23 protein-coding genes are annotated in these 24,373 nt (G+C 69.3%); 5 read left to right on the top strand and 18 right to left on the bottom strand.

Annotated elements, in window-relative coordinates; all coding sequences use genetic code 11:
• Positions 1-4: 4 nt before the first annotated feature.
• The 3 genes from KXD97_RS20440 to KXD97_RS20430 are packed head-to-tail and all read right to left on the bottom strand — an operon-like array spanning position 5 to position 2,873.
• Positions 5-718 carry an SDR family oxidoreductase gene (locus KXD97_RS20440; RefSeq protein ID WP_260751959.1) on the bottom strand — a complete coding sequence of 238 codons (714 nt, stop codon included), beginning with the start codon at positions 716-718 and terminating at the stop codon, positions 5-7.
• Between the two features lie 2 nt (positions 719-720).
• Positions 721-1,416, bottom strand: a complete 696-nt coding sequence (locus KXD97_RS20435; RefSeq protein WP_260751957.1) for an SDR family NAD(P)-dependent oxidoreductase — start codon at positions 1,414-1,416, stop codon at positions 721-723.
• Complete coding sequence (locus tag KXD97_RS20430) at positions 1,413-2,873, bottom strand: amino acid permease (protein ID WP_260751954.1); 1,461 nt, start codon at positions 2,871-2,873, stop codon at positions 1,413-1,415. Before KXD97_RS20430 ends, KXD97_RS20435 begins: the two co-directional genes overlap by 4 nt.
• A 318-nt stretch (positions 2,874-3,191) precedes the next feature.
• Between KXD97_RS20430 and KXD97_RS20425 the strand changes: the two genes are divergently transcribed.
• Positions 3,192-4,235: a polyprenyl synthetase family protein gene (locus tag KXD97_RS20425; RefSeq protein WP_260751953.1), complete on the top strand. Its 1,044-nt coding sequence runs from the start codon at positions 3,192-3,194 to the stop codon at positions 4,233-4,235.
• A gap of 21 nt (positions 4,236-4,256) precedes the next feature.
• On the opposite strand, the gene KXD97_RS20420 is transcribed toward KXD97_RS20425, so the two are convergent.
• Positions 4,257-5,012: a YebC/PmpR family DNA-binding transcriptional regulator gene (locus tag KXD97_RS20420; protein WP_260751952.1), complete on the bottom strand. Its 756-nt coding sequence runs from the start codon at positions 5,010-5,012 to the stop codon at positions 4,257-4,259.
• A 93-nt stretch (positions 5,013-5,105) separates the two neighbouring features.
• Positions 5,106-5,708, bottom strand: a complete 603-nt coding sequence (locus tag KXD97_RS20415; protein ID WP_260751951.1) for a TetR family transcriptional regulator — start codon at positions 5,706-5,708, stop codon at positions 5,106-5,108.
• A gap of 53 nt (positions 5,709-5,761) precedes the next feature.
• On the opposite strand from KXD97_RS20415, the gene KXD97_RS20410 reads away from it, so the two are divergent.
• Together KXD97_RS20410 and KXD97_RS20405 are read left to right on the top strand one after the other, a co-directional pair.
• Positions 5,762-7,495 (top strand): CocE/NonD family hydrolase, encoded by a 1,734-nt coding sequence (locus KXD97_RS20410; RefSeq protein ID WP_260751950.1) that lies wholly within the window; start codon positions 5,762-5,764, stop codon positions 7,493-7,495.
• Positions 7,496-7,543: 48 nt separating this feature from the next.
• Positions 7,544-8,755 (top strand): acyl-CoA dehydrogenase family protein, encoded by a 1,212-nt coding sequence (locus KXD97_RS20405; protein ID WP_260751949.1) that lies wholly within the window; start codon positions 7,544-7,546, stop codon positions 8,753-8,755.
• Between the two features lie 18 nt (positions 8,756-8,773).
• Here KXD97_RS20405 and pdxT read toward each other — a convergent pair whose 3' ends face one another.
• From pdxT to KXD97_RS20345, 12 genes are all read right to left on the bottom strand, one after another.
• Positions 8,774-9,358, bottom strand: coding sequence for a pyridoxal 5'-phosphate synthase glutaminase subunit PdxT (pdxT, locus tag KXD97_RS20400; RefSeq protein WP_260751947.1), 585 nt, complete (start codon positions 9,356-9,358; stop codon positions 8,774-8,776).
• Positions 9,355-10,203, bottom strand: a complete 849-nt coding sequence (gene tesB, locus KXD97_RS20395; protein ID WP_260751946.1) for an acyl-CoA thioesterase II — start codon at positions 10,201-10,203, stop codon at positions 9,355-9,357. Before tesB ends, pdxT begins: the two co-directional genes overlap by 4 nt.
• Complete coding sequence (pdxS, locus tag KXD97_RS20390) at positions 10,204-11,109, bottom strand: pyridoxal 5'-phosphate synthase lyase subunit PdxS (protein ID WP_260758081.1); 906 nt, start codon at positions 11,107-11,109, stop codon at positions 10,204-10,206.
• A 102-nt stretch (positions 11,110-11,211) separates the two neighbouring features.
• A complete protein-coding gene (locus KXD97_RS20385; protein ID WP_260751943.1) occupies positions 11,212-12,255 on the bottom strand; it encodes an NUDIX domain-containing protein in 1,044 nt (347 codons plus the stop codon).
• On the bottom strand, positions 12,252-13,382 hold the full coding sequence (locus KXD97_RS20380; RefSeq protein WP_260758080.1) for a glycosyltransferase family 4 protein: 1,131 nt from the start codon (positions 13,380-13,382) through the stop codon (positions 12,252-12,254). The genes KXD97_RS20385 and KXD97_RS20380 overlap by 4 nt, the downstream gene beginning before the upstream one ends.
• Before the next feature lie 28 nt (positions 13,383-13,410).
• A complete protein-coding gene (locus tag KXD97_RS20375; protein WP_260751941.1) occupies positions 13,411-14,370 on the bottom strand; it encodes a phosphatidylinositol mannoside acyltransferase in 960 nt (319 codons plus the stop codon).
• Positions 14,367-15,038 (bottom strand): phosphatidylinositol phosphate synthase, encoded by a 672-nt coding sequence (gene pgsA, locus KXD97_RS20370; protein WP_313901317.1) that lies wholly within the window; start codon positions 15,036-15,038, stop codon positions 14,367-14,369. Before pgsA ends, KXD97_RS20375 begins: the two co-directional genes overlap by 4 nt.
• Entirely contained in the window at positions 15,035-15,607 is a 573-nt protein-coding gene (locus KXD97_RS20365; protein ID WP_260751940.1) for an HIT domain-containing protein, read from the bottom strand. Before KXD97_RS20365 ends, pgsA begins: the two co-directional genes overlap by 4 nt.
• Positions 15,585-17,654 (bottom strand): threonine--tRNA ligase, encoded by a 2,070-nt coding sequence (gene thrS, locus KXD97_RS20360; RefSeq protein ID WP_260751939.1) that lies wholly within the window; start codon positions 17,652-17,654, stop codon positions 15,585-15,587. Before thrS ends, KXD97_RS20365 begins: the two co-directional genes overlap by 23 nt.
• A 68-nt stretch (positions 17,655-17,722) precedes the next feature.
• Positions 17,723-18,154, bottom strand: a complete 432-nt coding sequence (locus tag KXD97_RS20355) for a TIGR02611 family protein (protein ID WP_260751938.1) — start codon at positions 18,152-18,154, stop codon at positions 17,723-17,725.
• Positions 18,151-18,828, bottom strand: a complete 678-nt coding sequence (locus tag KXD97_RS20350; RefSeq protein WP_260751937.1) for a PaaI family thioesterase — start codon at positions 18,826-18,828, stop codon at positions 18,151-18,153. Before KXD97_RS20350 ends, KXD97_RS20355 begins: the two co-directional genes overlap by 4 nt.
• A gap of 20 nt (positions 18,829-18,848) precedes the next feature.
• Positions 18,849-19,709 carry an aldo/keto reductase gene (locus tag KXD97_RS20345; protein ID WP_396884499.1) on the bottom strand — a complete coding sequence of 287 codons (861 nt, stop codon included), beginning with the start codon at positions 19,707-19,709 and terminating at the stop codon, positions 18,849-18,851.
• A 37-nt stretch (positions 19,710-19,746) separates the two neighbouring features.
• Between KXD97_RS20345 and KXD97_RS20340 the strand changes: the two genes are divergently transcribed.
• Positions 19,747-20,244 (top strand): DUF1990 family protein, encoded by a 498-nt coding sequence (locus tag KXD97_RS20340; protein WP_260751935.1) that lies wholly within the window; start codon positions 19,747-19,749, stop codon positions 20,242-20,244.
• A gap of 197 nt (positions 20,245-20,441) precedes the next feature.
• Positions 20,442-21,149 carry a GAF and ANTAR domain-containing protein gene (locus KXD97_RS20335; RefSeq protein WP_260751934.1) on the top strand — a complete coding sequence of 236 codons (708 nt, stop codon included), beginning with the start codon at positions 20,442-20,444 and terminating at the stop codon, positions 21,147-21,149.
• Between the two features lie 163 nt (positions 21,150-21,312).
• Here the strand turns inward: KXD97_RS20335 and KXD97_RS33160 are convergent, their stop codons facing one another.
• Entirely contained in the window at positions 21,313-24,282 is a 2,970-nt protein-coding gene (locus tag KXD97_RS33160) for a hypothetical protein (RefSeq protein ID WP_313901316.1), read from the bottom strand.
• Positions 24,283-24,373 lie beyond the last annotated feature (91 nt).

Here is a 24,373-nt window from a genome sequence, read left to right as displayed (position 1 = left end):
TTTCCTATACGCGATTACGAGAGAGTCCGCCGTCGACGTTGACCACCTGGCCCACCGCCGCACCGAGCTCGCGTTGACAGAGCAGACCGATGGTCCGGGCCACCTCGGCGACGGTGCCCCGCCGACCGATCGGAGGTACGGCCGCGGGAGTACCGTCTGCGGCATCGCACACCGACCACTCCGAGGCGACGGCACCGACGGCTACGGCGTTGACCCCGACTCCGAATCGGCCGAAGTCGCGGGTCAACGACTTGGTCAGGGCGACGAGGCCACCCGCCGCGGCCGCGACGGCGGACAGGCCGGGTGCACCGATGTGCCAGCGCGAGGCGGTCAGCACCATGCGGCCGCCCGCGCCCGTGTCGCGCATCCGCTCGGCGGCGGCCTGGGCGAACAGGAAGCTGCCCGTCAGAGTGCTGTCCACGTGCGCCCAGAAGTCGTCCATGGACTGGGCGGTGACCGTGGCGACGTGCGGCAGACCGTGCGCGGTCACCAGCGTGTCGATCCCGCCCATCGCCTCGGCGGCGGCTGCAACGGCGGCCCGTACGGCGGCGCCGTCGGCGGGGTCCGCCACGACGGAGATCGTCTCGCCGGAGGCGGTCGCCGGTGCAGCGGAGCAGGTGCCGACGGTGCGCGCGCCACCGGCACGGAAATGGTCCCGCACGGCCGCACCCAGCTCGGTGTCCACCCCGGTGACGAGAACCCGCTGTTGTGTCCCCATGCTCAGATCACCGTTCCGCTGTTGACCGACAACACTTCTCCGCACAGGAAGAGATCGTCTTCCAGCAGCGCCCGGACCAGCTCGGCGACCTCGACCGGTGTGGCTATCCGCCGGGCGGGCAACGACTCGAGGAACTCCTCGGCGCGTTCCCAGGAGTCGGCGGGCAGCAGCGGCGTGTCGCAGGGACCCGGCGCGACCGCATTGACGATCACCCCGTCTGCCGCCACCTCGGCGGCGACACTGCGCAACAGCGACAGCGCGGCGCCTTTGGCCGCGGCGTAGTGAGCGTCGTTGCTGCCGCCGCCGATGGCACGTTCGGACGCGATCCCCACGATCCGGCCCTGCGTGCGCCGGCGCATCTGCGGCAGCACCGCCCGGCACACGTGGGCCAACCCGCCGACGTGCACCCGCAGCATCCGCTGCCAGGACTCCGGATCGATGTCCAGTGCCGGGATCTCCTCGTAGTGACCGGCACAGATCACCGCGGCGTCGATCTGCCCGAGGGTGGCCTCGATCTGTGCCACGGCATCGATCACCGCCTGTTCGTCGGCGACGTCGGCGGTCAACCACATGTCGGTGTCGGGCGCGGGTTCGCGGGAGATGGATGCGACCGTCCACCCGCATTCGGCGAGCCGCGCGGCGATGGCCGCACCGATGCCGCTGCCGGCGCCGGTCACCACGGCGACGGGGGCACTCATACGAGTTCCGTTTCCGGGGTCGACTCCGGCGCGGAGGGCGCGCCGGGCCGACTCTGACCGACCTTGCGGACCTTCACGATCACGATGCCGAGCGCGAGAATCGCGCCCATCGCCACGAAGAACGCCCAGTTGATGAACCACGCGTCCGACACCGTGCGGGGCCACACGATGTTGAGGAACGCGAATCCCGCCCAGAGGACGGCCATCAGCGCCACCGGCAGGCTGAGCCTGCCCAGATGCCACGGCCCCGGCACCCACGTACCGCGAAGGCGCGCAACCAATCCGGTGACCAACGGGAACAGGAAGGCGAGGTAGTAGCCGCCCGCTGTGAAGGTGACCAGCACCGAGTAGACGTCGGTGGCGGAGATGAGGTAGACCACGGCGCCGATCACGGTGGTGACGAGGATCGCGGTGACCGGCTGGGCCTCCGCCCTGGACAACTTCGACAGCACGCGTGAGCCGGGCAGCACCTTGTCGCGGGCGAAGGCCCAGATGACCCGGGATGCCGAGGCCTGCAGCGCCAGGAAGCTCGCCAGGAAGCCGATCACGAACGCCAGCAGGATCGGTTTGACCCAGGATTCGCCCAGCGCGGTCCCGAGAACGTAGGTGACCGGATCGGAGACCTCACCGGAGGTGATCTTGTCGAAGTCGGGCACCGCCAGCGTGACCGCCAGCGATGCGTAGGCGATGACGATGGCGATGAACGACACCGAGAACAGCATGGCCTTGGGGACGTTTCGCTGCGGTTCCTTGACCTCTTCGGCGATCGCACCGGCACTTTCGAAGCCGAGGATCGACCAGCTGGTGAAGGCCAGGGCCGCCAGGAACGGCCCCGACAGATAGGCCCACGACCATCCGCTGCCGAGGTCGATGCCCTGCACGATGATGTCGAGACCGTGGTGGCGATGGAAGATCAGCAGGTAGGTGCCCAGCCCCACCGAGGCCACGATTTCGGCGATGATGCTGCCCAACATCAGGGTTTTCAGGAAGACGCGGCCGGCGATGTTGGCGCAGGTGCCGGCCAGCAGAATCAGCAGCGCGATGATGCTCTGCTGCACCGCGGTCGGACTCGCGATCCCGACCAGCTCCGCCAGGAACCCTGCGCCGCCGTAGGCGACCGTGGCCATGATGATCACCAGCGCCCACATGTACACCCACCCGGCGAACCAGCCGGTCACCTCCCCGGCCAGGCGTTTGGTCCACTGGTAAATGGAACCTTCGAACGGCCAGCGCGACACCAGTTCTGCGAACGCCAGCGCGACGATGAACTGTCCGGCGCCGACGATCACGAACGTCCACCAGAACCCGGGCCCGGCAGTGGACAGCGACAGTCCGTAGATGCCGTACATCGCCACGATCGGCGAGATGAACGCGAACGCAAACGCGAATGCCGACCACAACGAGAACTCGCGCTTGAGTTCGGTTGGCGCTGAGCCTAATTGACCATTTCCGGCCATCCGGGTTTCCTTTCGTCACCCCCAAAGTTCACGCAAGTATGCGCACGGGCGCGGTGCCCCGGCAGCCGGACCGGCCGAGTCTGGTTTGGGCGCACAGTCCGACGCCGCACGGATGTAGGGATCTACAGCGTCGTGCCGGCAACCGGCTGCGCAGGCGAGCGCTGGGGCCCCACTGCCCATACACTCGCCGCGCCGGTCTGCTCAGAAAGCGAGGATGTGGTGGGCGACAACGCGGTGGCTTCTCCGTTCCAACCAACGAGTCCGTGTCAACCAACGACCAGGTTCCTGGGGACCCTGGAGGACCAGCTGGGCGCGGCGGTGTGCGACACCGTCGCCGCACCACTGCGATCGATCGACGCCAACCTGGAGCCGGTGGCGGATCTCTGCCTGTCGGCGGTGAAGGCGGGAGGTAAACGGCTGCGTCCCCGGTTCATGTTCTGGGCGTGGCGGGCGGCCGGCCCGCCCGCCACCGGTCTCCCGCCGCTGGTGCACCTGGCCGCGGCGGTCGAACTGCTCCATGCCGCGGTGCTGGTTCACGACGACGTCATCGACGACTCCGACGTGCGGCGCGGACAGCCGTCGGTGCGCGCGGCGCTGGCCTCCCGGCACCGCGCCGACGACGGCACGGGTGATGCGCGTCTGTTCGGCGACCACATGGCACTGCTTGTCGGCGACCTGCTGTGGTCGGCGGCGCACGACTCCGTCGCCTGCGCGGTCAGCTTGCTCGGCACCGACGCGCGCCGCCGCGTCAGGCAGACCTTCGGCGCAATGCGGGTCGAGGTGGTCGCCGGCCAACTCCTCGAGCTCCAGGCCCAGGCCGCGCGTGACTACTCCTGGGCCGCGGCCGGGAAGATCCAGCGGTACAAGACCAGCAGCTACACCGTGGAGCGGCCGATGCAGCTGGGGCTCGCGCTCGCCGGGACTGCGACCCCAGCGATTGAGGCCCACCTGAAGAAGTTCGCCCGCGCGGTAGGGCAGGCTTTTCAGCTGCGCGACGACCTGACCGATGTGTTCAGCACAACGGCCGCAAGTGGCAAGCGGGTCGGCGACGACATCCGCGGCGGAAAACCTACAGAGTTGCTGGGCACCGCTCTGGAACTGGCGAGCGCACCGGACCGGCGCACCCTGACCGGCATCGTCGGCGACGCGGACGCCGACGACGCCGCGATCGCCGAGGCCCGGCGCGTCCTGGTGGGCTCGGGGGCGGTCGATCGAATCCGGGGTCGCGTCACCGAACTCGTGGTTATCGCGAACGAGGCGATCGAGGAGTTGAACTCCCGCACCGATGCCGCGGTGTGCGCGGGCCTGACCGCGATGCTCACCGAATGCACCGACCTGTCGTTCCTGCCGCCCGGGGTCTGACCGGGCGTCACCGCGCGGCGGTCACTCCTGTTCGAGTGCGGCGGCGACGTCGTCGGGGATGTCGATGTTGGTGTAGACGTCCTGGACGTCGTCACTGTCTTCGAGGGCGTCGACGAGCTTGAGCACCTTGCGGGCGGCCTCGACGTCGACCGGAACACTGACCGAAGGCTGGAAGGTCGCCTCGGCCGACTCATAATCGATGCCCGCGTCCTGCAGCGCAGTGCGTACCGCGACCAGATCGGTTGGCTCCGAGATGATCTCGAAGCTGTCGCCGAGGTCGTTGACATCTTCGGCACCGGCGTCGAGCACCGCGGCCAGCACGTCGTCCTCGGTCAGCCCGTTCTTGTCGAGGGTCACCACGCCCTTACGGGTGAACAGGTAGGACACCGAACCCGGGTCGGCCATGCTGCCGCCGTTACGCGTCATCGCCACCCGCACCTCGCCGGCGGCGCGGTTGCGGTTGTCGGTCAGGCACTCCACCAGCACGGCCACGCCGTTGGGTCCGTAACCCTCGTAGGTGATGGTCTGCCAGTCGGCGCCGCCGGCTTCCTCGCCCGCGCCCCGCTTGCGGGCACGTTCGATGTTGTCGTTGGGCACCGAGTTCTTCTTCGCCTTCTGAATGGCGTCATACAGTGTCGGGTTGCCGGCGGGATCTCCGCCGCCGGTGCGCGCCGCGACCTCGATGTTCTTGATCAGCTTGGCGAAGTTCTTACCGCGACGCGCATCGATCACGGCTTTCTTGTGCTTGGTGGTGGCCCACTTCGAATGGCCGCTCATAGAGGTGCTACTTCCTTCGAGTTCTACTGGTCAATGTCACGTCGTCAGTCCGATCGACCAGTCTACGTGGGTGTTCGGGTGAACCGAACCCACTCACCCCAGGTCTTCGAGGATGTAGCGCTGCAGATTCGGCGCCACCGCCGCGATGAGCGCATCATCGTCCATCGATGCGATCGGCTCGATGCGCCATACATAGCGCATCATCGCCAGCCCCATGATCTGCGAAGAGATCAGGCCGCTACGGAACAGTCGGTCGGCGTCGTCGGCACCTAATTCTGAGACACCCATCAGACTCCGCTGCACCACCAGGCGCAGCTTTTCCCGGGTGGCCGCCTCATGTGCCGCGGTCTGCAGGATCGCATGCAGCACGGGGCCGATCTCGCAGTCGGCCCAGGCACTGAGCATCAGCCGCACCAGGGCGGCCCCCAGTTGGGGAGCCGGCGTGGCCCACGTCGCGGCGACGCTATCCAACCACTGCTGAGGTGGGTCGGTAGCGGCGTCGAGCAGCGCTTCCTTCGACCCGAAGTAGTGGTACACCAGCGCCGGGTCGACCTCGGCGGCCCGGGCCACCGCGCGCACCGTCGTTCCTGCGTAGCCGGTGGCGGCGAACGCCGCGCGGGCGGCGACGAGGATTCGCCGCGACAGCACACCGCGTTCGTCCCGGGGGCCGGACGGGATCTTGGGCACGAGTTTCATCGTAGCGTGAAATTCATGTTGTGGTGAAACTAGTCTCAACGTAGCGTGAGACTATGCCCAGCGTCGATCGCCCCCTCAACGGCCCGCAGGACACCGGCCGCACATACCGCAACCTGAGCCGGCCGCGGTTCGGAATCGCCCACCGCATAAACCAACGGGTCGGCATGCGCGACGGCGTCGACCTGCTCGCCGATGTGCACCACCCCGATTCGGTGGGACGATTCCCGGCGCTGATCGCCGCGTCGCCGTATCCGCGGCAGATTCAGGACCTGGGCGCCCCCGCGGGCTTCATCGAAGCCGGGGCGACGTACTTCTGGGTCTCCCGCGGATACGTCCATGTCATCGCCAACCTGCGCGGCACCGGCGGATCCGGCGGCACCTTCGGCTTCATGGACGCCCAGGAGCGCCGCGACCTCTTCGACCTCGTCGAGTGGACAGCCGCCCAACCGTGGTGCGACGGCAACGTCGGCATGATCGGGATCAGCTACTTCGCGATGGCCCAGCTGGAGGCCGCCGTGGAGCGGCCACCGCACCTGAAAGCCATCTTCCCGATCGCGGCCACCGCCGACCTCTACGAAGCCGCATCACACCATGGGCTGACGAGTTCGTCGTTCGTCACGCCGTTCTTGTCGATGATGGGACTGACCGCCGGCCGCAGCGACGCTTTCTGGCGGCGCAATCCGGCCCTCGCCGTCGCCCGCCGCATCCTGAACACGCCGCGGTTACATCGCAGGTTGGCCACGATGAACGGGGAAGCCGCCGTGACGATGATGCGTCGGCTGCTCCAACTCCCCCACAATCCACACCCGTGGGACGACCTCTGGCTCGATGCCATGGTCCGGCATCCCCTGCGCGACCAGTGGTGGCAGGAACGCAACCTGTTGCCGCTGCTGGACCGCGTCGACATCCCGGTCTATCTCGGCTGCGACTGGGAGAACGTCCCGCTGCATCTGCCCTCGACCTTCACCGCATGGAAGGCGTTATCGGCCAACCCGAATGTGCGGATGGCGATGCTTGGTCAATTCGGGCTCACCTGGCCGTGGGAAAGCCTGCACCGCGAGGCACTGGCCTGGTACGACCACTGGCTCAAGGGCGCCAACACCGGCATCATGGACGGCCCGCCGGTGCGCTACGTCCTGCCGGGCGCCGACACCTGGCTCGCCAGCGCGAACTGGCCACCGGCCGCCACTGCGCTGCACTGGGCGCTACGCGCCGACGGCACCCTCGGCGCCGATGAGGGCGAACCCGGAGCACGCGAATACCTGACCCTCGGTGGCGGGCTCAACCGAGTGAAGGCCAGCCCGATCGACCCGCCGCCGACGCTGAGCTGGACTTCCGCCCCACTCGAGCGCGACCTCGACCTCGTCGGCGACATCGAGTTGCGGCTGCAGGCCTCGGCCACCGCCGCGGACACCGCCTGGATCGCGACGCTGCGCGACGTCGGACCCGATGATCAGATCACCGAGGTGACCGCGGGCTGGCTTCGGGCCAGCCTGCGCTCCGTCGACGCGGCTGCCAGCACCGACGGCGCCCCGGTGCTGCCCTGTGACACCGCCGTGGCCGTACCGGTCGGCGATACCGTGACCTACCGAATCCCGTTGGTGCCCAATGCCCGCCGCTTCCGAGCCGGCCATCGGGTGCAGCTCACCCTGACCAGCGACGATCAGGATCCACGCACTCCGGCGATCATGGGCTTCCGGCACGCGTCGGTCGGAACCAGCAGCCTGAACACGGTTCGGTCCGACTCCCAGCTGATTCTTCCAATACTTGCCGACGCTGTTAGCTGAGCCACACTCGCTGGCCGAGTAACTTACTCCGCAGTAAGGTACCCAGGCATGACGTTCTCCCTGGAACTGCCGCCGGACTTGGTGGATGTGCAGAAGTGGGTTCACGAGTTTGCTGCCGACGTGGTCCGGCCCGCGGCCGCGGAGTGGGACGAGCGCGAAGAGACCCCATGGCCGATCATCCAAGAGGCTGCCAAGATCGGTCTCTACTCCACGGAGTTCTTCGCCGAGCAGGCCGCCGAACCCAGCGGTCTGGGCATGATCGTTGCGTTCGAGGAGATGTTCTGGGGTGATGCCGGCATCGCGCTGGCCATCCTGGGCACCGGCCTGGCCGCGGCGTCGGTCGCCGCCAACGGCACCCCCGAGCAGGTCGGCGAATGGGTGCCACAGATGTTCGGCTCCGTCGACGATCCCAAGGTTGCCGCGTTCTGTTCATCCGAACCCAACGCCGGCTCCGATGTCGGGTCGATCCTGACGCGCGCCCGCTACGACGAGGCCACCGACGAATGGGTGCTCAACGGCACCAAGACCTGGGCCACCAACGGCGGCATCGCCAACGTCCACGTCGTCGTCGCCTCGGTGCACCCGGAGCTGGGCACGCGCGGTCAGGCGTCGTTCATCATCCCCCCGGACACGCCAGGTCTGAGCCAGGGCCAGAAGTTCCTCAAGCACGGCATACGCGCCTCCCACACCGCCGAGGTGGTCCTCGAAGACGTGCGCATCCCGGGCCGCCTGATCGTCGGCGGCAAGGAGAAGTTCGATGCGCGGATCGCCAAGGTCCGCGAGGGCAAGAGGGCCGCCGGGCAGGCCGCACTGGCCACTTTCGAGCGCACCCGACCCACCGTCGGCGCGATGGCGGTCGGGGTGGCACGCGCCGCATACGAGTACGCCCGCGACTACGCCTGCGAGCGTGAGCAATTCGGCCGCAAGATCGGTGAGTTCCAGGCCGTCGCGTTCAAGCTCGCCGACATGAAGGCACGCATCGACGCCGCCCGGCTGCTGGTCTACCGCGCCGGCTGGATGGCCCGCAACGGCAAGGAGTTCACCTCCGCCGAAGGGTCGATGGCCAAGCTGGTGGCCAGCGAGACCGCGGTGTACGTGACCGACGAGGCGATCCAGATCCTCGGCGGCAACGGCTACACGCGCGAGTACCCCGTCGAGCGCATGCACCGCGACGCGAAGATCTTCACGATCTTCGAGGGCACCAGCGAGATCCAGCGACTGGTGATGGCCCGCGCCCTCACCGGCCTGCCCCTGCGCTAACGCGAACCGGCGGCGTCGCTACAGGGAGGCGACGAAGAGTTTGTGGACGCGGCGGTCGCCGGTCACTTCGGGGTGGAACGCCGTGGCCATCGTGCGTCCCTGCCGCACCGCGACGGGATGGCCCGCCGCGCTGGCCAGCACCTCGACGCCTGCGCCGACCCGCTCGACCCACGGCGCGCGGATGAACACCGCGTGCACCGAACCGTCCAGCCCCTCGAAGTCGACGTCCTCTTCGAAGGAGTCGACCTGCCGCCCGAAAGCGTTGCGGCGCACCGTCATATCGATGGCGCCCAGCGGCAGCGCCTGCCGTCCGGGCACCCCGGCGTTGGCGATGTCGCTGGCCAGCAGGATCATCCCCGCGCAGGACCCGTAGGCGGGCATCCCGTCGGCGAGCCTGGCGCGCAGCGGCTCCAGCAGCTCGAACTCGCGCAGGAGATGACTCATCGCAGTGGACTCCCCACCCGGGATCACCAGCGCGTCCACCGCGTCGAGCTCGGCGCGCCGACGGACGGTGCGGGCCTGCGCCCCGGCTTCCTCCAGTGCGGCCAGGTGCTCCCGGGTGTCACCCTGCAGCGCGAGCACCCCGACCTGGGGAGCGCTCACCCTCGGCCCGGGGTGAAGTCGCGGGTGTAGCGGGTCAACCCCTCCTGCATCACGGCGGCGACCATCTCGCCGTACCGGTTGTAGATCTTGCCCTGGGTGAGCGCGCGCCCACCGCACGCCGACGGCGAGGACTGGTCGTAGAGCAGCCACTCGTCGGCCCGGAATGCCCGCATGAACCACATCGCGTGGTCCAGCGAGGCCACCATCAGGTGAGCACGCTCCTCGATGTGATTGACCTGCGCCGATCCCAGCAGCGTGAGATCGCTCATGTAGGCCAGCGCGCAGATGTGCAGCACGTGGTCGTCGGGCAGCGGGTCGCGATGCCGGAACCACACCTGCTGCTGAGAGGCCTTGCCTTCCCGCACCCCCAGCCGGTCGCGCGGCACGATCCGCACATCCCATTCGTCGAACTGCCGGAAGCTGGCGTCGTCGAACACCTTGCTGCTGGACTTGAAATCAGGGATGTCGTCCGGCGGCGGCGCGAACGGCATGGCGTCCTGGTGTTCGATGCCGCTCTGGTCGGTCTGGAACGACGCCGACATCGAGAAGATGGTCTCGCCGTGCTGGATCGCGCTCACCCGCCGGGTGCAGAACGACCCGCCGTCGCGGATGCGCTCGACGATGTACACCGACGGCGCGCGCGCGTCGCCGGGCCGCAGGAAGTAGCCGTGCAGCGAGTGCACCTGGAACTTCGGGTCGACGGTCCGCACCGCGGAGACCAGCGACTGCCCGGCCACGTGACCGCCGAAGGTGCGCTGCAGGAAGCCGGATTCGGGACTGAAGACACCGCCGCGATAGATGTTGACCTCGAGCTGCTCCAGATCGAGGATTTCTTCAATCGCCACTTACCAGCCGCGCTCGGCCAGGCGGTGCGGCACCGGGATGTCGTCGACGTTGATGCCGACCATCGCCTCACCCAGACCGCGCGACACCTTGGCCAGCACGTCAGGATCGTCGTAGAACGTGGTGGCCTTGACGATCGCCGCCGCGCGCTCGGCCGGGTTGCCGGACTTGAAGATGCCCGACCCGACGAACACGCCCTCGGCGCCGAGCTGCATCATCATCGCCGCATCGGCCGGGGTCGCGATGCCGCCGGCGGTGAACAGCGTCACCGGCAGCTTGCCGGCCCGCGCCACCTCGACCACCAGATCGTAGGGGGCCTGCAATTCCTTTGCCGCCACATATAATTCGTCCTCCGACAGCGAGGTCAACCGGCGGATCTCGCCGCCGATCTTGCGCATGTGGGTGGTGGCGTTGGACACATCGCCGGTGCCGGCCTCACCCTTGGAGCGGATCATCGCCGCCCCCTCGGTGATCCGCCGCAGCGCCTCGCCGAGGTTGGTCGCCCCGCACACGAACGGCACGGTGAACTTCCACTTGTCGATGTGGTTGGTGTAGTCGGCCGGGGTCAGCACCTCGGACTCGTCGACGTAGTCGACCCCGAGGCTCTGCAGGATCTGAGCTTCGACGAAATGCCCGATCCGCGCCTTGGCCATCACCGGGATGGTGACCGCGTCGATGATGCCCTCGATCATGTCGGGGTCGCTCATCCGCGACACCCCGCCCTGGGCCCGGATGTCGGCGGGAACCCGCTCTAGCGCCATCACCGCGACCGCGCCGGCGCCCTCGGCGATACGCGCCTGCTCCGGGGTCACGACGTCCATGATCACGCCGCCCTTGAGCATCTCGGCCATACCGCGCTTGACCCGCGCGGTTCCCCGGGTGGGAGTCCCGAGCCCTTCGCCGGACATTTCGGATTCCACTGCTTTCTCCTTCAATCGCTACTGATCCAGTCTAGGTGTGGCCGCAAATCGATTCGATCCGCGCGGACATGAGCAGCGATACAACTCAGGTCAGCGGATGGACCGCAGGGGGCCGTCCCCCGGCGCACCCGGTGCGTCGGCCAGCGCGTTCGCCTCGTCCAGAAGCTCACCCAGCTGCAAGGGGTACACGGTCTCCCCGTTGGCGACCAGCTTGTCGATCATTGTCGCATCGCACCAGCGGTGACCGTGAATGTAGGTGCGCTCCAGCCCGGACCGGCCCGCGTCCGACGGCTCGAACCGTGTGGTGCGGTGCACGAAGTACATCTCTTCGCTGCGGATCACCGACCCGTTGAAGTCGATCACCGCGTCGCGGCGCCACACCGGGCCGGCGATGACGTCAGGCGCCACCAGCAGTCCGGTCTCCTCGTGCAGTTCCCGCACCGCGGCCTGCGCCAGCGACTCCCCCACCTGGGCTGCACCGCCGATGGTGAACCACCACCGCGGCGGGGGCCCGTCCCCGCCCGCGGCGGCGGGATCGGATCCGCACAGCAGCAGCACCGCACCGTGCTCGTCGAGCAACACCACCCGCGCCGAGGTCCGTCTGCTCACCGGCGCAGGCTCGCGGGCCGACCGCTCGCCACCCTCGGCGATCTCGAAATAGGTTGGCAGCGAAGCGGTTCCACCCAGGCGCAGCGTGCGCACCAGAGGGCGCTCCCGCAGGGCGAGGGTGTCGCGCACCGCATCGTTGTGGAAGCGGCGGGCCAGCACGACGCGCGCCTCGGCGTCGGCGAGTTCGGCCACCAGCGGCAACGGCAGCGACGCGGGGTTCACCCGCGCCAGGGCCGCCGACAGCTCGTTCTCGACGGCTTCCCGGGCTTGGCGGGGAGCCCGCTCGGCGGCGTCCGCCAGCGCGGCGAGCCGCTTGCCCTCGGGTCCCCCGCCGTGCGCCTCGACGGCCACCGCGCGGGCTACCACGGCCCGGCGGGCCAACGCCCCGTCGAGTGCCTGCCACGACAGGTCGTAGCGCACGTGCAGCCGATCCAACCGGTTCGCCGTCTGATAGGCCCAGCCGACGATCAACAGGATCAGCGCGACCAGCACCGCGACCAGCACCGCGGTCACCCACGGGATCACGAGGCGACCTGGATCTTCACCCCGGCCCCGGCGACGGTCTCGTACACCCGCACGATCTGGCGCGCCACCACCGACCAGTCGTACCGCTGCACCGCCTGCGTCGCGTTGTCGACGTAACGCGCCCGCGCGGCGTCGTCCGACAGCATCTCGATCAGCCCGTCGGCCAGGGCGGCCGGGTCATCGACAGCCACCAGACGGCCGGCCTGGCCGTCGACCAGCACCCGCCGGAACGCGTCGAGACTACTGGCCACCACCGCGGTGCCGGCGGCCATCGCCTCCACCAGCACGATGCCGAAGCTCTCCCCGCCGGTGTGGGGCGCGCAGTACACGTCGGCGCTGCGCATGGCCGACGCCTTCTCCGCGTCGTCGACCTGCCCGAGGAACCGCAGGTGACGGGCCAACGGTCCCGCCTGCGCGCGCAGCTCGTCCTCATCGCCGCGGCCGACCACCAGGATCTCTACGTCCTCGAACCGGGCCACCAACTCCGGCAGCGCCGCGAGCAGCACCGCCATGCCCTTGCGGGGTTCGTCGAACCGACCCAGGAACAGCACGGTGCGGCCCGGCCGCGGATACCCCGGCAGCAGGGGCGCCGAGGCGAAGGAGGCCACATCGACCCCGTTGGGGATCTCGACGGCGTCGCTGCCCAGCGCTTCCATCTGCCAGCGCCGTGCCAGATCCGACACCGCAATCCGGCCGACGATCTTCTCGTGCATCGGCCGCAGAATCGGTTCGAACACCGACAACGTCAGAGACTTCGTCGTCGACGTGTGGAAGGTCGCCACGATCGGGCCCTCGGCGATGTTCAACGCGAGCATCGACAGGCTGGGGGCGTTCGGTTCGTGCAGGTGCAACACATCGAAGTCGCCCTGCTGCAGCCACTTCTTGACCTTGCGGTGGGTCGCCGGGCCGAACCGCAGCCGCGCCACCGAGCCGTTGTACGGGATCGGTACGGCCCGGCCTCCGGACACCACGAAATCCGGCAGCGAGTCCCCCGCCTCCGGCGACGCGGGCGCCAGCACACTGACCTCATGGCCGCTGCCGCGCAGCACCTCCGCCAGCTGCAGCACGTGCGACTGCACCCCGCCGGGCACGTCGAACGAGTACGGGCACACCATCCCGATCCGCATCAGCATCGTCGCTTCTTGGCGCAAGCGCTCACGGGGAAGCCTCCAGGCGGGCCCTGCGCTCGTCGGACAGGTCGGCCAGCCACTGCGGCTGCATCATGTGCCAGTCCTCGGGGTGGGCGGCGATGTTCTTCGCGAACCGGTCGGCCAAGGCCTGAGTGATCGCGATGACATCCCCCGAGAACGTGTCCACTTCCGGATAGACCTGCATGCCCCAGTCGTCCGGCTCGAACCAGCAGTGCACCGGAAACAGCGCCGCCCCGGTCGCCAGCGCGAGTTTGGCCGGGCCCGCGGGAAGCCTGCTCCGCTCGCCGAAGAAGTCGACCGGGACCCCGGTGCGGGTCATGTCGCGGTCGGCCATCAGGCACACCACACCGTTGTCGCGCAGCCGGTCCCGCAGCACGTCGAACGGCGGCCGCTCACCTCCGGACAGCGGCACCACCTCAAACCCGAGGCGTTCCCGGTAGGCCAGGAACCGGTGATACAGCGACTCCGGTTTGAGCCGTTCGGCGACCGTCGCGAAGGTGCCGTGGTGCTGGACCAGCCACACCCCGGCCATGTCCCAGTTCCCGCTGTGCGGCAACGCCAGCACGGCCCCGCGGCCGGCCTCCAGTGCCGACCACAGCAGCTCGACGTCGTTGACGTGCAGGCGCCTGGCCAGATCCTCGTGGTCCATCGCGGGCAGCCGGAACGCCTCACGCCAGTACCGGGCGTAGGACCCCAGCGAGGCGCGCACCAGGTCCGCGGGCACGTCGTCGGGCGGCGCGCCGACCACCCGGGCCAGGTTCCTGCGAAGCTGCTCGGGCCCGCCATTGCGCGACGCCCACCAGGCTCCGGCATCGAAGGTGTTGCGCGCCAACACCTCCGGGGCCGCACGCACCAGACGCCAGCCCGCGGCGTACCCCCAGTCGGTCAGGTGGCCACTCAATGTCGACGGCACCGACAACAGGCGCCCGATGCCGTGTCCCGACCCGACCGGGTGCTCCGTCATTGGTCGGTGGCCTCCGGTGTGTCGCCGGCTTCGGGCACCGGGAGCGGATCCATCGCCGCCGCGGAGGTCCGCACGCTGTGCAACCGTTGCCCCACCGTCACCACGCTGGTCACCGCCAGCACCCACATCGCCACATCGAGCAACCAGGGCAGCGGGAAGAACGGCAGATCCGACAGTCCGGCGCCGACGAGCACGATGACCAGCCGCTCGGGCCGTTCGATCAAACCGCCGTCGCCGGACAGCCCGCTGGCCTCCGCACGGGCCTTAATGTAGGAGATGACCTGCGACGAGACCAGGCAGATCATCGTCGCGACCACCAAGTGCGTGCTGTGCAACCCGAATGCGGCCCACCACAACAGACCGCAGAACACCGCGCCGTCGCTGATGCGGTCGCAAGTGGCGTCCAGCACCGCCCCGAAGCGGGTGCCGCCGCCGCGCAACCGGGCCATCGCGCCGTCGAGCATGTCGGCGAGCACGAAGAACGAGACCGCGACCGCGCCCCACCACAGCTGCCCGACCGGGAACAGGGTCAGCGCGGCAAGTACCGAGCCTGCGGTACCCAGGATCGTGACGCTGTCGGGCGTCAGTCCCAGCTTGAGCGCACCCTTGGCCACCGGCCGCGACACCTTGGCGTAGGCGGCGCGGGTCATCAGGTAGAAGTCGCTCACTGCTGCCTGTCCCACTCGGTGGCCAGCAACTTGCGGGTGTCGCGCAGCAACTGCGGGATCACCTTGGAATCGCCGATCACGGTGATGAAATTGGCGTCCCCGCCCCAGCGCGGCACGACATGCATGTGCAGGTGTTCGGACAGCGATCCGCCCGCCGAAGTGCCGAGGTTCAGGCCGACGTTGAAACCGTGCGGGCGCGACACCGCCTTCATCACGCGGATGGCCTTCTGGGTGAACGCCATCAGCTCGGCGCTCTCGTCGTCGGTCAGGTTCTCCAGTTCGGCCACCCGCCGGTACGGCACCACCATCAGGTGACCCGGGTTGTACGGGTACAGGTTGAGCACCGCGTACACCAGTTCCCCGCGAGCGACCACCAATCCGTCCTCGTCGGACATGGTCGGGATGTCGGTGAACGGCTCCGACGACGACGCCGATCCGGGTTTGACCGCGTCGACGATGTAGGTCATCCGGTGCGGCGTCCACAGCCGCTGCAGACGGTCCGGGTCCCCGACGCCGCGGTCTACGATCGTGTCCTCGGGATCCACGTCACCCCTCGCCCGCTTCAGCATTGACCTCGACGAGTTGGGCTGTGGGCGTGGCATTCTCGCGCCGCCGCACCCACTCGACAATGGTCTCGACCGCTCGGTCCCGCGGCACCCCGTTGATCTGGGTGCGGTCCCCGAACCGGAAGGACACCGCGTCGGCCTCGACGTCGCGGTCGCCCGCGAGCAGCATGAACGGCACCTTCTGGTTGGTGTGGTTGACGATCTTCTTGGCCATCCGGTCGTCGCTGGTGTCGACCTCGGCGCGGATGCCGTTCGCGCGCAGCCGGGCTGCCACGTCCTGCAGGTACGGGATGTGGTCGTCGGCGACCGGGATGCCGACCACCTGCACCGGTGCCAGCCAGGCCGGGAAGGCTCCGGCGTAGTGCTCGGTGAGCACGCCGAAGAACCGCTCGATCGACCCGAACAGCGCCCGGTGGATCAAGACGGGTCTCCGGCGGGATCCATCAGCGCTGGTGTATTCCAGCTCGAAACGGTCGGGCATGTTGAAGTCGAGCTGGATGGTCGACATCTGCCAGCTACGGCCCAGTGCGTCACGCACCTGCACCGAGATTTTGGGGCCGTAGAACGCCGCGCCACCCGGATCCGGCACCAGCTGCAGCCCTGAGGATTCGGCCACTTCACGCAGGGTTTCGGTGGCTTCCTCCCAGATCTCGTCGGAGCCGACGAACTTGTCCGGATCCTTGGTCGAAAGCTCCAGGTAGAAGTCGTCGAGACCGTAGTCGGCCAGCAGATCCAGGACGAACTGCAACAGCCGGGCGAGCTCGTCGCGCATCTCCTCGCGGGTGCAGTAGATGTGCGCGTCGTCCTGGGTCATGCCCCGCACCCGCGTGAGCCCGTGGACCACACCGGACTTCTCGTAGCGGTACACGCTGCCGAACTCGAAGAGCCGCAACGGAAGTTCCCGATAGGAGCGCCCCCGCGACCGGTAGATCAGATGGTGCATGGGGCAGTTCATCGGCTTCAGGTAGTAGTCCTGACCGGGTTTGCGCACCGTGCCGTCGTCATTGTACTCGGCGTCGATGTGCATGGGCGGGAACATGCCGTCGGCGTACCACTCGAGGTGCCCGGAGGTGATGTAGAGCTGTTCCTTGGTGATGTGCGGCGTATTGACGAACTCGTAGCCGGCCTCGATGTGCTTGCGGCGCGAGTACTCCTCCAGTTCACGGCGCACCACACCGCCTTTGGGGTGGAAAACCGGCAGACCCGAACCCAATTCGTCGGGGAAGCTGAACAGGTCCAGCTCGACGCCGAGCTTGCGGTGGTCACGCTTCTGAGCTTCCTCGATCAGCTCGAGATGGCGGTCGAGCGCTTCCTGGGACTCCCAGGCAGTCCCGTAAATGCGCTGCAGGCTGGCGTTGTTCTGATCACCGCGCCAGTAGGCCGCCGAGCTGCGGGTCAGCTTGAACGCCGGGATGTAGCGGGTGGTAGGAATGTGCGGACCGCGGCACAGGTCGCCCCAAACCCGTTCCCGGGTACGGGGATTGAGGTTGTCGTAGGCGGTCAGCTCGTCGCCACCGACTTCCATGACCTCCGGATCGTCGGCGCCGGACTTGTCGTCGATCAACTCGAGCTTGTAGGGCTCCGCGGCGAGCTCTTCGCGGGCCTGGTCAATGGATTCGAACACCCGGCGCTCGAATAGCTGACCGTCCTTTACTATCTTGCGCATCTTTTTCTCGAGCGCCTCAAGATGCTCCGGGGTGAACGGCTCGGCGACGTCGAAGTCGTAGTAAAAGCCGTCGGTGATCGGCGGGCCGATGCCGAGCTTGGCGTCGGGAAACATGTCCTGCACCGCCTGGGCCAGCACATGGGCGGCCGAGTGCCGGATCACGCTGCGGCCGGCCTCGGTGTCGGCGGCCACAGCGATCACCTCGACGTCGGCGTCGGGAACCCAGGACAGGTCGCGTAGCCGGCCCTCGGGATCTTGAACCACGACGACGGCGTCGGGCGCCCCCCGGGACGGTAGGCCCGCGTCACGCACCGCCTGCCCGGCGGTCGTCCCGGCAGCCACCCGGATCGAGGCTGCGGGGGCGGGGCGGGCGGGGGCGCTCATCGCTGGGCTCTCCAAACTCTCAGGTGCGGGTCGTGGATCGATCGCGACCATGCTATCGGTGCTGGGCCTCAGCTCCCGATACCAATAGGGCTCTTGAGCCACGGGTAGTCCATCCCGACCAATCCGCCGGCGAAACCGAGCGCCCCCAGCAACCACAGCGTGCCCACCACCACCGCGAAGGTGAAGAGCGCGCCGAGCGCTTGAACCCAAAGGCCCTGACGTTTGAACCAGTCCATCGCGGCGTCGTAGCGGGAGCGTGCAAATTTCAGCAGGCGATGTGCCCACTCGAACTCGGTGGCCAGGATCACCAGGCCCAGGAAGACGATGGCCCAGCCTGGGCCGGGGTACGGAATCGCCAGGATTCCGACGGCGAGCACCAGGAGCCCGACCACACCGACCGCGATGCGGTAGGCGAGATCGAGGCCCCGGCGGTCCCGCAGCCGGTCTCTCCAGCGCGCCCACCTGCGGGTGAGTCCGCGTACCCCGCCGCGCTCGCTCACGGCTGCCCGGGTTTCAACGTGACGAACAGAGAATGGGCGTCGGCCAGCACGTCGTCACCGTCGAGAAGCCTGCCCGACACGAAGATCTTCCGGTCGACAATGTCGTCGATCCGGGCCTCGACCTGGAGCTCGGCGCCGATCAGCGCGATCTTGCGGTAGTCCACGTGCAGGAAGGCGGTGCGCTGGGCCTTGTTGCCGCTGAGTTTGAACGCGGTGAACCCCAGCAGGGAATCGAACAGGTGGGCCACCGCGCCGCCGTGCGCGGCGCCGTTGCGGCCCAGGTGGTAGCGACGGAACCGGGCAGTGCCGGCGACGCGGCCGTCCTCGGTCAGGTGCAGGTCGATCGGCGGGCTGAGAATGTTGCCGCGGTTGGGCAGGTCCATCCGCCGGCCGGACGGCGACGACCATTCGTCGGCGTCGTACGGCGCCAGCAGCGCCGAGACCTTCTCGATCAGGTCGGCGGCCTCAGTGATCACCGCGTCGGGCGCGTCCGCAGCGCGGGCATGGTCCTGCAGTGTGCGGACCGCTTCGACGAACCGCCCGTAGTCCGGGCCGCCGCGGTTGGTGGGTTCGGGCGGGTTGAACCCGCCACCGACGTGGGCGTCGAAACCAGTACCGACGCGGGCGTCGAAACCAGTACCGACGCGGGCGTCGGCAGCTTTGTTGGTGCTCACCCGCTCACCGTATTGGTTGCTCAACTCGCGGCGGCGCCGGCGTTGCTCAGTGTCTCGAACTCGGTGTCGGTCAGCTCGATCTGCGCGGCCGCCACGTTCTCCTCCAGATGGGCGACCTTCGAGGTTCCCGGGATGGGCAGCATCACCGGCGAACGCTTGAGCAGCCAGGCCAGCGCCAGCTGCGACGGGGAGCACCCATGGTCGGCCGCGATCCGCTGCAGCGGGCCGTCGGCAGCCGCCAGCGGACCCGCGGCCAGCGGAAACCACGGGATGAACGCGATGCCGTCGGCTTCGCACACGTCGAGCACAGGCTCCGAGTCGCGCATCGTGAGGTTGTACTTGTTCTGTACGGACACGATCACGGTGACCCGCCGCGCCGCGGCGAGCTGGTCGGTGTCGACCTCGGAAAGGCCGACGTGCCGGATCTTGCCCTCCTTCTGGAGCTCCGCCAGCTCACCGACCTGGTCTTCGGCGGGGAACTTCGGGTCGATGCGGTGCAGCTGGAACAGGTCGATGGTGTCGACCCCCAGCCTGCGCAGACTCATCTCGCATTCCTGCCGCAGGTAGGCCGGAAACCCTAGCGGCTCCCACACGTCCGGCGCGGTCCGCAACAGGCCCGCCTTGGTCGCGATGACGACACCGTCGTAGGGGTGCAGCGCTTCGTGGATGAGGTCCTCGGAGATGTACGGGCCGTAGGAGTCCGCGGTGTCGATGAAGTCGACGCCGAGTTCGACCGCCCGGCGCAGTACCCGCAGGCATTCGTCGCGGTCGGCGGGCGGGCCCCACACGCCGGGACCGGTGAGGCGCATAGCGCCGAAGCCGAGTCGGTGGACAGTCAGGTCGCCGCCGAGGGTGAAGGTCGGTGCGTTCGCGGCAGTCACCGCTCCGACGGTACGCGGGCGATGACAAGCTGACATGGTGAGACTGACCGACCTGGCCGCCAAGGCGCTGACCTATCCGGAGGTGGGGGCGACCGCCTCGGACATGCCCGGCGGCTACCACCATCTGCACAAGTCGTCGGTGATCGGACGCGGCCGTGACCGGTTCGAGCGGGCCGCCGCCGAAGGCATGCGCTGGGGGATGCTGCGCGGGGCGGGGCTGCGGGTGGAGGCCACGGCGCCGGTGGCAACCGTCGGCGCCGAGGTGCTGGTGCATCTGGGACCGGTGATCGCCCCGTGCCGGGTCGTCTACGTCGTCGACGAGCCCGATCGTCGCGGTTTCGCCTACGGCACGCTGCCCGGCCACGCCGAGTCTGGAGAGGAACTCTTCCTCGTGCGCTACGACCCCGCCACCGATCTCGTGCACGCGGAGGTGACCGCGTTCTCCCGGCACGCGACATGGTGGAGTCGGTTGGCTTCCCCGGTGACCTCGCTGGTGCAGCGGGTGGTCACCAACCGGTACCTGCGGGCGCTTTGACCGAGCGCCTCCGATTTCGCTGGCAGCGCGCTGCCCGGAACGGAAAGGCTGCCGGACGGGCGCCGGCCCGGCCTTCCGGTATGACGGCTACCGCGCCAAACGGTCACAATAGCGACATTCCGCATGCCCGCACCGACCGTCGGGCTCGGCGGTAGCCTTAAGAGCCATATTGACGCGTGAGTATCGGACGGTGAGGGATGAGCGATCCAGCTGCCATGGAGGCTGCGCACCTGCGTGTGGCCGAGCTGGTGCAGGGCCTGCACAACAGGCCTGACACCGACTCAGAGACCGTGGTCGCCGAATTGGCCGAACTCGCCGCCGCGGAGATCCCGGGTGCTCAGTACGCCGGAATCACGTTGACTCGCAACGCGAAACAGATCGAAACCCCGGCAGCGACCCACCATTGGCCGCTGCTGCTGGACAAGATCCAGCAGCGTCATCTGGAAGGGCCGTGTCTGACCGCGGCATGGGACGAAAAGACCGTCCACGTCCGCGATCTGGAGACCGACGAGCGCTTCCCGAACTATCGGCGTGATGCGCTGGCCGAGACACCTGTCCGGTCGATCATGGCGTTCCAGCTGTTCATCGCCGGGGAGACGTTGGGTGCGCTCAACATCTATTCCGAAAGTGGGGGGGCTTTCACGGACGAGTCGCGCACTCTCGGACTGATCTTCGCCGCACATTCGTCGGTGGCATGGAACTCGGCGCGCCGCGAAGAACAGTTCCGCCGGGCGCTGGCCAGTCGGGACGTGATCGGCCAGGCCAAGGGCATGATCATGGAGCGCTACCGCGTGGACGCCGTTCAGGCGTTCGAGTTGCTGCGCAAGCTGTCTCAGGACAGCAACGTTCCGCTGATCAAGGTCGCCACGAACCTGGTCGCCGACGCACAGACTTCGGAGGCCTGAGGCAGCCGGGAGTTCTGCGGTTCAATGCACGTGGCGGGCAGGTGAGTGCGGCTACAGGCCGCAAGCCCCAGGCGCACGTGTGACACGCCCGTGCTCGAAGCGAGCCGGGCCGCCCGCACTCCCGGTGGCGGGAGGACGGGCGGCCAGGTCGCCCGCGGCGTCGTTACCGGGTGTCCCACCGGTCACGTCGGTCACCGACCGGGGCGGTACCCGTGACCAGTGCCCGCGGGATCTCGGCGTTTACCGGAGCGGCAGCCGAATCACCCTGCGTCGCCGACCAATCCGTGCCGACGCAGAGCAGGTCCGACGGCGTGGGCAGTTCACTCGGCAACGGCACCGGCAGACCCGGGATCGACGGGATACTCAGCGACGGCGGCGCCACCAGATTCGACAGGCTCGTCGCGGCGAGCGGGGTGAACGGGTCGGGCGGCGCGGGGACACCCACACTGACCGATCCGGCACCACCGGGCACCGGGGCGGGCGGCGGCGGCAGGATGCCGGCGACCGAGGACGTGGCGTCCTGAACCGAGCGGATCACTCCGGGCGGCGTCAGCAGATCTTCGAGCGCCACCGAGCTGCCGGGTGTTCCGGGGATCGGCGACCTCGGCGTGCCGGTATTGACGCTGGTGGATCCTCCCGGAGCGGGCGGTAGACCCGGGTTGTTGCCGGGAACCGGTCCGCCGACAGACGTTCCGGGTGTGCCGGGTGACGTCGGCGTACCCGCGTTGACCGAGCTGCCGGTCGACGCAGGCGGCACCGGCGGAGTCCCCGGTGTCGCGCCGGGCACCGTCGTGATCGCGGGCGTGCCGGGACCACCCGGCGCCGGCGGGGTCACCACACCGGCAGGCACCGCACCCCCACCACCGGGAACACCCGGCACCACCGGCAGGCCCGGGACGGGAGGTGTCGCAACACCGGCCTCCCCCACCACCGGAGCACCCGGAACACCCGGAGCGGGCGGCGTCACGACACCCGCCTCACCTCCAGCGGGCACACCCGGCACACCCGGAGCGGGCGGCGTAACGACACCCGCCTCCCCCACCACCGGAGCACCCGGCACACCCGGAGCGGGCGGCGTAACGACACCCGCCTCACCTCCAGCGGGCACACCCGGCACACCCGGCGCCGGCGGTGTGGCCACGTCGACCGACGAATTCACCGGTGCACCAGGCACTCCCGGCGTTGGAGGCGCCGCAACACTCACCTCACCACCAGCAGGCACACCCGGCACACCCGGAGCCGGAGGCGTCGCCACCCCGGCCTCGCTGACCACCGGCGCACCAGGCACACCCGGCGCCGGAGGCGCCGCAACACTCACCTCACCACCAGCAGGCACACCCGGCACACCCGGAGCCGGAGGCGTCGCCACCCCGGCCTCGCTGACCACCGGCGCACCAGGCACACCCGGCGCCGGAGGCGCCGCAACACTCACCTCACCACCAGCAGGCACACCCGGCACACCCGGAGCCGGAGGTGTCACCACGCTCGACGACGCCTCGATCGGCACGCCGGGAACGCCGGGTGCCGGCGGCGTCGCCACCTCGAGCGAGGAGTGCACCGGTGTGCCAGGTACACCCGGGGCCGGAGGAGCCGCCACATTCACTTCGCCACCGGCAGGCCCACCCGGAACACCCGGAGCCGGCGGCGACGCCACCTCGACCGACGAGCCCGCCGGAGTAGCGGGTGCCGGAGGGGCAGGCGGCGAGAAGGTCTCCACCGTGCCGGACGACGGTGTGCCCGGGGCCGGCGGAGCGGGCGGTGAGAACGTCTCGACCGTGCTGACGGTCGGAGTCCCGGGCGCACCCGGAGCCGGAGGCGTCACCACACCAGCCTCATCACCCACCGGAGCACCCGGCGCACCCGGCGCCGGAGGCGCCACCACACCAGCCTCATCACCCACCGGAGCACCCGGCGCACCCGGCGCCGGAGGCGCCACCACACCAGCCTCATCACCCACCGGAGCACCCGGCGCACCCGGCGCCGGAGGCGTCACCACACCGGCCTCATCACCCACCGGAGCACCCGGCGCAGGCGGAGCCGGGGGCGCCACCACACCAGCGTGATCGCCGATGGGAGCCCCGGGAGCGGGCGGAGCCGGAGGCGTCACCACACCGGCCTCATCACCCACCGGAGCACCCGGCGCAGGCGGAGCCGGAGGTGCCGCCACGCCGGAAGCCCCGGCGATCGGGGCGCCCGGAGCCGGCGGAGCCGGAGGGGGCACCGCGCCCGACGCGCCCTCGACCGGGGCGCCCGCCGCCGGAGGACCGGCCTCGCCGGCCGCCGCTGCGATCGGCGCACCGCCGCCCGGGCCGCCGGCACCGCCGACCGCCCCACCGGAAGCACCCTCGAGTGCCGCGCCGCCACCGGGGCCACCACCGGGCACGCCGGCTGCGCCCGGGGCAGGCAAACCCGGGGCCGGGACTGCGCCGGCCTCACCGAAGACCGGCGCGCCGGGAGCCGGGGCCGGCGGAAGAGCCGCACCGGCGGGCACCGCGCCAGGTCCGCCTGGGGCGGGCGGAAGCGGAGGCAGGGCCGCGCCGCCGTCGCCGACGACGGGCAGGCCGGGAACCGGCGGAACCGGTGGAGCCGGATTGGCGACGGGTACACCTGCCGGGGCACCAGCAACCGGAGGAAGCGGCGGGGTACCGCCTGCGGTCGATGTCACCGTCGGGGTTCCCGGAATGGGGGGCGCCGGCGGGGTCGCACCCGAAGCCGGGGTCACCACCGATCCGGGCGGCGTACCCGGAACAGGCGGTGTCCCAGCGCTTGTCGAGCCCACCGCCGGAGCGCCCGGCACAGGCGGGGACGGCGGTGTCGCACCCGCGGCCGGTCGCAGCACCGAGGCCGGCGGTGTCGGGGGCGACGGCGGCGTACCGATCGACGACGAGGAGCTGGCCGGGGGCACGACGACCGGCGGAGCCGGCTGGCCCGGGTTGGTGAACGATCGCGCGGTGTCCGTCAGAGCCTGCGGGATGTCACCCGGACGAGAAACGATCTGCTGGAGGATGCCCACGCACGGAACGCCGCCCCGGGTGGGGTTCGCGTTTGCCGATGGGCCCAGCAGCGGGGCGCTCAAGAACAATCCCGCGCTGCCCATCATGACAACGACGATGCTCTTTTTCGTCCGAGACATGTGCCCCCAGTCCTTCTGCGTCCGTGCCGTGCGAATTACATCCGCGTAGTTACGGGGCTTACTGAACCGACAATTTGCGGAATCACCGACG

Source organism: Mycobacterium sp. SMC-8, from assembly GCF_025263565.1.
Lineage (GTDB): Bacteria > Actinomycetota > Actinomycetes > Mycobacteriales > Mycobacteriaceae > Mycobacterium.
The sequence above is the reverse complement of the archived record's forward strand: the minus strand, read 5'-3'. Positions and strand labels throughout refer to the sequence as shown.